Source organism: Streptomyces sp. NPDC014864 (genome assembly GCF_043081525.1).
Classification (GTDB): domain Bacteria; phylum Actinomycetota; class Actinomycetes; order Streptomycetales; family Streptomycetaceae; genus Streptomyces.
Genome location: NZ_JBIBWT010000030.1, coordinates 1 through 11,364, shown reverse-complemented (window position 1 = coordinate 11,364; position 11,364 = coordinate 1). Strand labels below are relative to the sequence as shown.

Annotated in this window: 11 protein-coding genes; 8 read left to right on the top strand and 3 right to left on the bottom strand. The window is 69.9% G+C overall.

Annotated features, from left to right (window positions below; all coding sequences use genetic code 11):
* Positions 1 to 167: 167 nt before the first annotated feature.
* Positions 168 to 461, bottom strand: coding sequence for a DUF397 domain-containing protein (locus ACF1A5_RS32535; RefSeq protein WP_392196469.1), 294 nt, complete (start codon positions 459 to 461; stop codon positions 168 to 170).
* 283 nt (positions 462 to 744) lie between these two features.
* Here ACF1A5_RS32535 and rpsO point away from each other — a divergent pair, with 283 nt between their 5' ends.
* From rpsO to ACF1A5_RS32510, 5 genes are all read left to right on the top strand, one after another.
* Positions 745 to 1,032, top strand: coding sequence for a 30S ribosomal protein S15 (rpsO, locus tag ACF1A5_RS32530; protein WP_392196468.1), 288 nt, complete (start codon positions 745 to 747; stop codon positions 1,030 to 1,032).
* Between the two features lie 349 nt (positions 1,033 to 1,381).
* Positions 1,382 to 3,601: a polyribonucleotide nucleotidyltransferase gene (locus ACF1A5_RS32525; protein WP_392196467.1), complete on the top strand. Its 2,220-nt coding sequence runs from the start codon at positions 1,382 to 1,384 to the stop codon at positions 3,599 to 3,601.
* Positions 3,598 to 4,977 (top strand): M16 family metallopeptidase, encoded by a 1,380-nt coding sequence (locus ACF1A5_RS32520; RefSeq protein WP_392196466.1) that lies wholly within the window; start codon positions 3,598 to 3,600, stop codon positions 4,975 to 4,977. The genes ACF1A5_RS32525 and ACF1A5_RS32520 overlap by 4 nt, the downstream gene beginning before the upstream one ends.
* Before the next feature lie 24 nt (positions 4,978 to 5,001).
* Entirely contained in the window at positions 5,002 to 5,754 is a 753-nt protein-coding gene (dapB, locus tag ACF1A5_RS32515) for a 4-hydroxy-tetrahydrodipicolinate reductase (protein ID WP_392196465.1), read from the top strand.
* Positions 5,755 to 5,769: 15 nt separating this feature from the next.
* Positions 5,770 to 6,228 (top strand): hypothetical protein, encoded by a 459-nt coding sequence (locus ACF1A5_RS32510; protein ID WP_392196464.1) that lies wholly within the window; start codon positions 5,770 to 5,772, stop codon positions 6,226 to 6,228.
* 85 nt (positions 6,229 to 6,313) lie between these two features.
* Here the strand turns inward: ACF1A5_RS32510 and ACF1A5_RS32505 are convergent, their stop codons facing one another.
* Together ACF1A5_RS32505 and ACF1A5_RS32500 are read right to left on the bottom strand one after the other, a co-directional pair.
* On the bottom strand, positions 6,314 to 6,868 hold the full coding sequence (locus ACF1A5_RS32505) for a hypothetical protein (protein WP_392196463.1): 555 nt from the start codon (positions 6,866 to 6,868) through the stop codon (positions 6,314 to 6,316).
* 145 nt (positions 6,869 to 7,013) lie between these two features.
* On the bottom strand, positions 7,014 to 7,253 hold the full coding sequence (locus ACF1A5_RS32500) for a hypothetical protein (RefSeq protein WP_392196462.1): 240 nt from the start codon (positions 7,251 to 7,253) through the stop codon (positions 7,014 to 7,016).
* A 149-nt stretch (positions 7,254 to 7,402) separates the two neighbouring features.
* On the opposite strand from ACF1A5_RS32500, the gene thyX reads away from it, so the two are divergent.
* The 3 genes from thyX to ACF1A5_RS32485 all read left to right on the top strand — a co-directional run bounded on the left by thyX (position 7,403) and on the right by ACF1A5_RS32485 (position 11,104).
* Complete coding sequence (gene thyX, locus ACF1A5_RS32495; protein WP_392196490.1) at positions 7,403 to 8,146, top strand: FAD-dependent thymidylate synthase; 744 nt, start codon at positions 7,403 to 7,405, stop codon at positions 8,144 to 8,146.
* 204 nt (positions 8,147 to 8,350) lie between these two features.
* Positions 8,351 to 9,250, top strand: a complete 900-nt coding sequence (gene dapA, locus ACF1A5_RS32490; protein ID WP_392196461.1) for a 4-hydroxy-tetrahydrodipicolinate synthase — start codon at positions 8,351 to 8,353, stop codon at positions 9,248 to 9,250.
* Between the two features lie 168 nt (positions 9,251 to 9,418).
* Entirely contained in the window at positions 9,419 to 11,104 is a 1,686-nt protein-coding gene (locus ACF1A5_RS32485; RefSeq protein WP_392196460.1) for a ribonuclease J, read from the top strand.
* The last annotated feature ends 260 nt before the right edge of the window (positions 11,105 to 11,364 follow it).

Below are 11,364 nucleotides of genomic sequence, written 5' to 3'. Positions count from 1 at the left end.
GCTCCTAACACACCCCCAAGGCAATGTTGGTGGGGCGGGCGGGCTACGCGCGCGCGGGGCTGACCCACTGATGGGCCCCCGGAGGGGGGGGGGGGGGCCCCGCGCGCGCCCCACCCCCCCCCACCGCATCCGGTCCCGTCTCACCGCGATCCGGCCGCGTGCGGCGCTCACTCCGCCGCGAGCCCCCCGTCGTGGGGCGCCGGCTCCAGGTCGAACTCCCCGTCGCGCGCCCCGAGCACGAACGCCCGCCACTCGGCCTCCGTGTAACGCAGTACCGTCGACGGGTCGAGGGAGGACCGCATGGCGACGGCGCCCTCGGGAAGATGGGCGATCTCGACGCGCTCCTCGTGCTCCTCCGTGCCCGGCGCGCAGTGCCACTCCACGCCCGAGATGTCGAGGGCGTACAGCTCGTCGCGCTCCCGCTCCTTGCGTGCCTTGATCTCCGCTTCCGTCTCCGCCATCGCGCAGCGACCCCTTCCCCACGTCCGTACGGTCCGACCGCTCACCCTAGTGCGCGCCGTGCCCCCACCAGCGGGGTTCCCGGGAGTGCGGCGAAGCGGCCCGCAACCGCCTGGTACCCTGAGTGACGGCCGTTTGTGTACGCACCCCCGGAGCCCCCGCAGGTAGCCCCTGCAGGCCCTGGAGGCCGCGCCCAGCGGATCCCCGCCTTCCGAGTCATGGAAGTTCTCCCGAGACGCAGACCGGGGGCACTCGGTGGCCACTCACAGACTATGAGGAGTACGCGTGTCGCTCGACGCCGCTACGAAGAAGCAGATCATCGGCGAGTTCGGTGCCAAGGAGGGTGACACCGGCTCCCCCGAGGTGCAGGTCGCTCTGCTGTCCCGTCGGATCTCCGACCTGACCGAGCACCTCAAGACCCACAAGCACGACCACCACTCCCGCCGTGGTCTGCTGATCCTGGTCGGTCAGCGCCGCCGGCTGCTGCAGTACCTCGCCAAGAAGGACATCCAGCGCTTCCGTGCGCTGGTCGAGCGCCTCGGCATCCGCCGCGGTGCGGCGGGCGCCAAGTAAGACGCCGTGAAGGGAGCGGTTCCCGGGAGACAGGGAGCCGCTCCCTTTGCCGTACGTGCGGAAACGTGCGGAGTGTCACCGGCACTTTGTACTGTGGTAGCACAACGCACGACGTACGACACGGCGTGACAGGGCCTGCCCGTCCCGGGCCAGGCACGGTCACGCACCACGAACGAGGAGAAGCGCACCTCGCCGCCGCCGGTCCTCGGTAGTGGCCCCCGGGGGGAAGCGAGCCCCGGGTGCTTCGATCGAAGACCGGCCCGCACCAGACGGAGCGCTTCTCCGCCACCGTCCCCCCGGCCACACGGGCCGGACGGGACAAAGACGACATGTAACGGAGAAAACGCTAGTGGAGAACGAGACCCACTACGCCGAGGCCGTCATCGACAACGGCTCCTTCGGCACCCGTACCATCCGCTTCGAGACGGGCCGCCTGGCCAAACAGGCCGCCGGCTCCGCCGTGGCGTACCTGGACGACGACACCATGGTGCTGTCGGCCACCACCGCCTCCAAGAACCCCAAGGACCAGCTCGACTTCTTCCCGCTCACGGTCGACGTCGAGGAGCGCATGTACGCGGCCGGGAAGATCCCCGGTTCCTTCTTCCGCCGTGAGGGCCGCCCCTCCGAGGACGCGATCCTCACCTGCCGCCTCATCGACCGCCCGCTGCGCCCGTCCTTCAAGAAGGGCCTGCGCAACGAGATCCAGGTCGTCGCCACGATCATGGCGCTCAACCCCGACCACCTGTACGACGTCGTCGCGATCAACGCCGCGTCCGCGTCCACGCAGCTGGCCGGCCTGCCCTTCTCCGGCCCGATCGGCGGCGTCCGCGTCGCGCTGATCAACGGGCAGTGGGTCGCGTTCCCGACGCACACCGAGCTCGAGGACGCCGTCTTCGACATGGTGGTCGCCGGCCGCGTCCTGGAGGACGGCGACGTCGCGATCATGATGGTCGAGGCCGAGGCCACCGAGAAGACGATCCAGCTGGTCAAGGGCGGCGCCGAGGCCCCCACCGAGGAGGTCGTCGCCGCCGGTCTCGAGGCCGCGAAGCCCTTCATCAAGGTGCTCTGCAAGGCGCAGTCGGACCTCGCCGTCAAGGCCGCCAAGCCGACCGCCGAGTTCCCGATCTTCCTCGACTACCAGGACGACGTCCTGGAGGCGCTGACCGCCGCCGTCCGCTCCGAGCTCGCGCAGGCGCTCACCATCGGCGGCAAGCAGGAGCGCGAGAGCGAGCTGGACCGCATCAAGGCCCTCGCCGCCGAGAAGCTCCTGCCGAAGTTCGAGGGCCGCGAGAAGGAGATCTCCGCCGCGTACCGCTCGCTGACCAAGACCCTGGTCCGTGAGCGCGTCATCAAGGAGAAGAAGCGCATCGACGGCCGCGGTGTCACCGACATCCGCACCCTGGCCGCCGAGGTCGAGGCCATCCCGAGGGTCCACGGCTCCGCCGTGTTCGAGCGTGGCGAGACCCAGATCCTGGGCGTCACCACCCTGAACATGCTCCGCATGGAGCAGCAGCTGGACACCCTCTCCCCGGTGACCCGCAAGCGCTACATGCACAACTACAACTTCCCGCCGTACTCCACCGGCGAGACCGGCCGCGTCGGCTCCCCCAAGCGCCGCGAGATCGGCCACGGCGCCCTCGCCGAGCGCGCCCTGGTCCCGGTCCTGCCGGCGCGCGAGGAGTTCCCCTACGCGATCCGCCAGGTCTCCGAGGCCCTGAGCTCCAACGGCTCGACGTCGATGGGCTCGGTCTGCGCCTCCACCATGTCGCTGCTGAACGCCGGTGTGCCGCTGAAGGCCCCCGTCGCCGGTATCGCCATGGGCCTGATCTCCCAGGAGATCGACGGCGAGACGCACTACGTCACCCTGACCGACATCCTCGGTGCGGAGGACGCCTTCGGCGACATGGACTTCAAGGTCGCCGGCACCAAGGAGTTCGTCACCGCCCTCCAGCTCGACACCAAGCTGGACGGCATCCCTGCCTCCGTCCTGGCCGCCGCCCTCAAGCAGGCCCGTGACGCCCGCCTCCACATCCTCGACGTGATGATGGAAGCGATCGACACGCCGGACGAGATGTCCCCCAACGCGCCGCGGATCATCACCGTGAAGATCCCGGTCGACAAGATCGGCGAGGTCATCGGCCCCAAGGGCAAGATGATCAACCAGATCCAGGAGGACACGGGCGCCGAGATCACCATCGAGGACGACGGCACGATCTACATCGGTGCCGCCGACGGCCCGTCCGCCGAGGCCGCCCGCACCACGATCAACGGCATCGCCAACCCGACGATGCCCGAGGTCGGCGAGCGCTACCTCGGTACGGTCGTCAAGACCACCACCTTCGGTGCGTTCGTCTCCCTGCTGCCCGGCAAGGACGGTCTGCTGCACATCTCGCAGATCCGCAAGCTCGCCGGCGGCAAGCGCGTGGAGAACGTCGAGGACGTCCTCGGCGTGGGCCAGAAGGTCCAGGTCGAGATCGCCGAGATCGACTCCCGCGGCAAGCTCTCCCTCGTCCCGGTGATCGAGGGCGAAGAAGGCAGCGAAGAGAAGAAGGACGACGCCGACCAGTGACGTCCCGTGGCTTCAAGGCGACGGCCCGCACCTCTCCGGAGGCGCGGGCCGTCGCCCGTACCCAAACCCTGATCAGGGGCACCAACGGCATCGGCACCGTCCGCAGGACCACCCTCCCCGGAGGCCTGCGCATCGTCACCGAGACCCTGCCCTCCGTGCGCTCGGCCACCTTCGGCATCTGGGCCCACGTCGGCTCCCGCGACGAGACCCCCTCGCTCAACGGCGCCACGCACTACCTGGAGCACCTGCTCTTCAAGGGCACCGGACGCAGGTCCGCCCTGGACATCTCCGCCGCCATGGACGCGGTCGGCGGCGAGATGAACGCGTTCACGGCGAAGGAGTACACGTGCTACTACGCACGCGTGCTCGACACCGACCTGCCGCTCGCCATCGACATCGTCTGCGACATGCTCACCGGCTCGCTGATCCAGGAGGAGGACGTCGACGTCGAGCGCGGCGCGATCCTCGAGGAGATAGCGATGACCGAGGACGACCCCGGCGACTGCGTCCACGACCTGTTCGCGCACACCATCTTCGGGGACAACCCGCTCGGCCGCCCGGTCCTCGGCACGGTCGACACGGTCAACGCGCTCACCGCCGACCGCATCCGCCGCTTCTACAGGAAGCACTACGACCCGACCCACCTCGTCGTCGCCTGCGCCGGCAACATCGACCACCAGAAGGTCGTACGCCAGGTCCGCGCCGCCTTCGAGAAGGCGGGAGCCCTCGGGGACCTCGACGCCGCGCCCATCGGCCCCCGCGAGGGCCACCGCAGCGTCCGCACGGCCGGCAAGGTGGAGCTGCTCGGCCGCAAGACCGAGCAGGCGCACGTCGTCCTCGGCATGCCCGGCCTGCCCCGCACCGACGACCGCCGCTGGGCCCTCGGCGTGCTGAACACCGCCCTCGGCGGCGGCATGTCCTCGCGGCTGTTCCAGGAGGTCCGGGAGAAGCGCGGCCTGGCCTACAGCGTGTACTCCTACACCTCCGGCTTCGCCGACTGCGGCCTGTTCGGCGTGTACGCGGGCTGCCGCCCGAGCCAGGTGCACGACGTGCTGAAGATCTGCCGCGACGAACTCGACCACGTCGCCGAGCACGGCCTGTCCGACGAGGAGATCGGCCGCGCCATCGGCCAGCTGCGGGGTTCCACGGTCCTCGGCCTGGAGGACACGGGTGCGCTGATGAACCGTATCGGCAAGAGTGAGCTGTGCTGGGGCGCGCAGATGTCCGTCGACGACATGCTCGCCAAGATGGCCGCGGTGACCCCGGACGAGGTCCGCACGGTCGCCCGGGACGTCCTGGGCCGGCGTCCGTCGCTGTCGGTCATCGGCCCGCTGAAGGACAAGCAGGCCTCGCGTCTGCACGACGCCGTCGCCTAATCCCCCCCGGTAAGGAAGCAACAGATGAGCAAGCTGCGCGTGGCGGTCCTCGGTGCCAAGGGCCGGATCGGATCCGAGGCGGTACGAGCGGTCGAGGCCGCCGAGGACATGGAACTGGTCGCCGCCGTCGGCCGGGAGGACAAGCTGGAGACCCTGGTGGAGACCGGCGCCCAGGTGGCCGTCGAGCTGACCACCCCCGCCTCGGTCATGGGCAACCTGGACTTCTGCGTCCGGCACGGCATCCACGCCGTCGTCGGCACCACCGGCTGGACCGACGACCGCCTCGCGCAGCTGAGGGGCTGGCTCGCGCAGTTCCCGGAGACCGGTGTGCTCATCGCGCCGAACTTCTCCATCGGGGCCGTGCTGACCATGAAGTTCGCGCAGATCGCGGCGCCGTACTTCGAGTCGGTCGAGGTCGTCGAGCTGCACCACCCGAACAAGGCCGACGCCCCCAGCGGCACCGCCACCCGCACCGCACAGCTCATCGCCGAGGCCCGGGCCCGGGCGGGCTCGGCCCCGGCGCCGGACGCGACCGTCACCGCCCTGGAGGGCGCCCGCGGCGCCGACGTCGACGGGGTGCCCGTGCACGCCGTGCGGCTGCGCGGCCTGCTCGCCCACCAGGAGGTCCTGCTGGGCGGCGAGGGCGAGACCCTCACCATCCGGCACGACTCCCTCCACCACAGCAGCTTCATGCCGGGCATCCTGCTCGGCGTGCGCCGCGTGGCGACCACTCCGGGGCTGACCTTCGGCCTGGAACACTTCCTCGACCTGAACTGAGGCCCGAGCCCCCTCATGCGCGCCAAGATCACCTACCTCGTCACGGCCGCCGTCCTCGTCTTCTACTTCGTCCTGGTCGGCAGCCGCGGCGTCATGCTCGTCGAGTCCGGCACGCCGGTGACCGTCACCTTCGGGATCGCCGTGCTGGTCCTACCGGTGATCGGCCTGTGGTTCCTGTGGAAGAACACCCAGTTCGTCCGCAACGCCAACCGGCTCGCCGCCGAACTCGACGCCGAGGGCGGCCTGCCCGTCGACGAGCTGCGGCGCACGCCCGGTGGGCGCATCGACCGCGACTCGGCGGACGAGGTCTTCGCCCGGCGCAAGGCCGAGACGGAGGCGTCCCCCGACGACTGGCGCAGCTGGTTCCGCCTCGCCGTCGCCTACCACGACGCCCGGGACACCCCCCGCGCCCGCAAGGCGATGCAGCGGGCCATCTCCCTGCACGACGGCAAGCCGCCGGTCGAGGCCGCCTGACGCCCGCGCACCCCGCCGCCGACCGCCGTAAGCCGCTGGGCCCGGACCGCGTGTGCGGTCCGGGCCCAGCGACGTCACCCGCGCGTCAGCCGTGCCGCTGCTCCTCGGCCCACGCCTCCACCGCGTCCGCCGCCCGGTCGAACGCCTCGACGCGGCCCAGGAAGTCGGCGTTGTGCGTGGTCAGCAGCGGCGGTGCGTCACCGTCGGCGCGGTCCCCGCGGACCAGCACCAGCGCCTGGCCCTGCACCGTGCGCGGCAGTCCCAGCCAGCGCACCGGCTGCTGCACCGTGCGCACGCTGACGACCCGCGCCCACGGCGTCGTACGGCTGACGAGGAAGCAGACCTGGCGCAGTCCGCGCGGGCTCACCCACACGCCCATGCGCAGCAGCCGCAGCGCCCCGGCGATGACCACCAGCGCGACACCGAAACAGAACCCGGCCTCGGACACACTGGCGGTCAGCGCGATGACGACCGCCGCGAACAGTACGAACGAGGCGAGCAGCAGCAGGAGGGCGGCCGAGCCCACCCGCCACGGGCCGGGCCGGTAGGGGCGCCGCCAGCGCTCGCGGTCGTCGAACGGCAGCGCGACGTCGCCCGCGGTGTCGAAGGCACGGTCGGCCGTCAGGAAGGGCAGGGGCACGGCGGGTCCTCACTCGTTCCAGGCGTGGGCTGTGCCCGGTGAGGTTATCCGCCTGTGTCCCCGCTCACCACCCGCGGGGACAGAGCCGGTGCCTTCCGCTCCGCACGGGCCGCGCCGGACGGCCGGCCGGGCGGTCACGGCCGGCTCAGTGCCCGGGGGACGCCTGGGACTGCGGTGTCTGGGCGGGGGAGTGACTGATCGACAGGGCCGGCATCCCGAGGATCAGAGACCCCACGAGACCGGCGACGATGGTGAGGCCCAACAGGCAGCGGCCGGCCATGCGGCCGACGGACGCCCGCTCGCGGGGCGGCGGGGTGACATTGCTGCGGAACCTGTCGGCCTCGGAGACGAAGGCGAACGGGACGGGCTCACGCCGAGGGGACATCTGGGGTGCTTCTCCCTTCACGGATCGAACGAGTCATTCTCACCGATACAGACGAACGAACGAGCACCGGGGTGCCCACTGTCACCGACTTCTTCGCGCCCCGGCGCCGAACGTAGAGTGGCGTCCTCAAGCGACGAGACCGGAAGGCCCTGCGAACCGTGACCCCCGACGACGACTTCAAGATCGATCTGCGTAGCGACGTCACCGTCGAACTCGTGAAACACAGCGCGGCCGACTCCGACGTGCTGTTCGCGGCCCGCGTCTCCACGGTCGGTGAGCAGTCCCTGGACGAGCTGAACAAGGACCCGGAGCGCTCGAAGGGTCTGATCAACTACCTGATGCGGGACCGCCACGGCAGCCCCTTCGAGCACAACTCGATGACCTTCTTCATCAGTGCGCCGATCTTCGTCTTCCGCGAGTTCATGCGGCACCGGGTGGGCTGGTCCTACAACGAGGAGTCCGGCCGCTACCGGGAGCTCCAGCCGGTCTTCTACGTGCCGGGCGAGTCCCGCAAGCTGGTGCAGGAGGGCCGCCCGGGCAAGTACGTCTTCGTGGAGGGCACCCCCGAGCAGCACGAGCTCGTGGGGCGGGCCATGGAGGACTCCTACCGCGACGCCTACCGGACCTACCGCCGGATGCTCGAAGCCGGCGTCGCCCGCGAGGTCGCCCGTTCGGTCCTCCCGGTGGGCCTGTACTCGTCGATGTACGCCACCTGCAACGCCCGCTCGCTGATGCACTTCCTCGGCCTGCGCACCCAGCACGAGCTGGCCCAGGTGCCGTCCTTCCCGCAGCGGGAGATCGAGATGGTCGGCGAGCGGATGGAGGCCGCTTGGGCCGAGCTCATGCCCCTCACCTACGCCGCTTTCAACGCCAACGGACGGGTCGCGCCGTAAGTGCTTTCCGGGCCGGTACAGATGTACGGGTCAGCCGCGTGAAGTGTCCGTATTGCGGCATTTAGTGAAGTTCATCTAGCCTGATCAAACGGGTCCGGCACTGCTTGAACCCCCGAGCAGGCAGTGCCGGGCTCCATCCTTGTCACGACTTGTCGCCCGACCCGAGGGCAGACCCCGCAGTGAGCAGCGAGTAGCGTGTTACCCATGGCTCCGACCTCGACTCCGCAGACCCCCTTCGGGCGGGTCCTCACCGCCATGGTCACGCCCTTCACGGCGGACGGCGCACTCGACCTCGACGGCGCGCAGCGGCTCGCCACCCACCTGGTGGACGCAGGCAACGACGGCCTGGTGATCAATGGCACCACCGGCGAGTCCCCCACCACCAGTGACGCGGAGAAAGCGGACCTCGTACGGGCGGTCCTGGAGGCCGTCGGAGACCGTGCCCACATCGTGGCCGGCGTCGGCACCAACGACACCCAGCACAGCATCGAGCTGGCCCGCGCCGCCGAGAAGACCGGCGCCCACGGCCTGCTGACCGTCACGCCGTACTACAACAAGCCCCCGCAGGAGGGCCTGTACCGGCACTTCACGGCCATCGCGGACGCCACCGGGCTGCCCGTCATGCTGTACGACATCCCGGGCCGCAGCGGCGTGCCCATCAACACCGAGACGCTCGTCCGCCTGGCCGAGCATCCGCGGATCGTGGCCAACAAGGACGCGAAGGGCGACCTCGGCCGCGCCGGCTGGGCCATCGCCCGCTCCGGCCTCGCCTGGTACTCCGGCGACGACATGCTGAACCTGCCGCTGCTCTCCATCGGCGCGGTCGGCTTCGTCTCGGTCGTCGGCCACGTCGTCACCCCGGACCTGCGCGCCCTCGTCGACGCGTACACCTCCGGCGACGTGCAGAAGGCCACCGAGATCCACCAGAAGCTGCTCCCGGTCTACACCGGCATGTTCCGCACCCAGGGCGTCATGACCACCAAGGCCGCGCTCGCCCTGCGGGGACTGCCCGGCGGACCGCTCCGCCCGCCCATGATCGAGCTCACTCCCGAAGAGACCGAGCAGCTCAAGATCGATCTTGCCGCCGGCGGGGTACAGCTCTGACAACAAGACTTCGCGAGATCTCTCGCACCGCCCGGTTCTCCACCGGGCTTCACAACTGAAGAGGCGGGCCACCGGTGCCCGCAATCCACAACGACAACTGCTCATGCACGAACGTCACCCACGCCACGTGCCCGCCGGTACGTGGCGTGGGTGGTTGAGGAGAGTCTTTTGAGTCATCCGCACCCTGAACTCGGTTCGCCCCCGAAGCTCCCCGAAGGAGGCCTGCGGGTCACCCCGCTCGGCGGCCTCGGCGAGATCGGCCGGAACATGACCGTCTTCGAATACGGCGGCCGCCTGCTGATCGTCGACTGCGGAGTGCTCTTCCCCGAGGAGGAGCAGCCCGGAATCGATCTGATCCTGCCGGACTTCACGTCGATCCGGGACCGTCTCGACGACATCGAGGGCATCGTCCTCACCCACGGGCACGAGGACCACATCGGCGGCGTCCCGTACCTGCTCCGTGAGAAGCCGGACATCCCGCTGATCGGCTCCAAGCTGACCCTCGCCCTGATCGAGGCCAAGCTCCAGGAGCACCGCATCCGCCCGTACACGCTCGAGGTGGCCGAGGGCAACCGCGAGCGCGTCGGTCCCTTCGACTGCGAGTTCGTCGCCGTCAACCACTCCATCCCCGACGCCCTCGCCGTCGCCATCCGCACCCCCGCGGGCATGGCCGTGCACACCGGCGACTTCAAGATGGACCAGTTGCCGTTGGACAGCCGGCTGACCGACCTGCACGCGTTCGCCCGGCTCAGCGAGGAGGGCATCGACCTCCTCCTCAGCGACTCCACGAACGCCGAGGTGCCCGGCTTCACCCCGCACGAGCGCGACATCTCCAACGTGCTGCGCCAGGTCTTCGCCGGCGCGCGCAAGCGGATCATCGTGGCGAGCTTCGCCAGCCACGTCCACCGCATCCAGCAGATCCTGGACGCGGCCCACGAGTACGGCCGCCGGGTCGCCTTCGTCGGCCGCTCCATGGTCCGCAACATGGGCATCGCCCGCGACCTCGGCTACCTGAAGGTCCCGCCGGGCCTGGTGGTGGACGTCAAGACCCTGGACGACCTGCCCGACCACGAGATCGTGCTGGTCTGCACGGGCTCGCAGGGCGAGCCGATGGCGGCCCTGTCCCGCATGGCCAACCGCGATCACCAGATCCGCATCGTCCAGGGCGACACGGTGATCCTGGCCTCGTCGCTCATCCCGGGCAACGAGAACGCGGTGTACCGGGTCATCAACGGCCTGACCCGCTGGGGCGCCAACGTCGTCCACAAGGGCAACGCCAAGGTGCACGTCTCGGGCCACGCCTCGGCCGGCGAGCTGCTGTACTTCTACAACATCTGCCGCCCGAAGAACCTGATGCCGGTGCACGGCGAGTGGCGCCACCTGCGCGCCAACGCCGAACTCGGGGCCATGACGGGCGTGCCGCACGACCGCATCGTCATCGCCGAGGACGGTGTGACCGTCGACCTCGTCGAGGGCAAGGCCAGGATCTCCGGCAAGGTCCAGGCCGGTTACGTCTACGTCGACGGCCTCTCCGTCGGCGACATCGGCGAGCCCGCCCTGAAGGACCGGAAGATCCTCGGCGACGAGGGCATCATCTCGGTCTTCGTGGTGGTGGACTCCACCACGGGCAAGATCACCGGCGGTCCGCACATCCAGGCCCGCGGCTCGGGCATCGACGACTCCGCCTTCGGTGACGTCGTCCCGAAGATCTCCGAAGCGCTGGAGCGGTCGGGCCAGGAGGGCGTCGCGGAGGTCCACCAGCTGCAGCAGCTCATCCGCCGCACGCTGGGCAAGTGGGTGTCGGACACCTACCGGCGCAGGCCGATGATCCTCCCGGTCGTCGTGGAGGTCTGACACGGCGTTCGATCCTTCGTACGCCTGAACTAGCGGCGGGGCGCCTCGATTTGCATCGAGGCGCCCCGCTCCAGTACGTTTACGGCTCCGCCAGGACGGGAAGCCAGGACGCCTCGTGCGCTCCGGAGGACGCTCCCGGAGGGGCGGGAAATCCGACTCAGAACCTCTGATAAAGTCGGAACCGCCGGAAAGGGAAACGCGGAAGCGGGAACCTGGAAAGCGCCGAGGAAATCGGGTCGGAAAGATCTGATAGAGTCGGA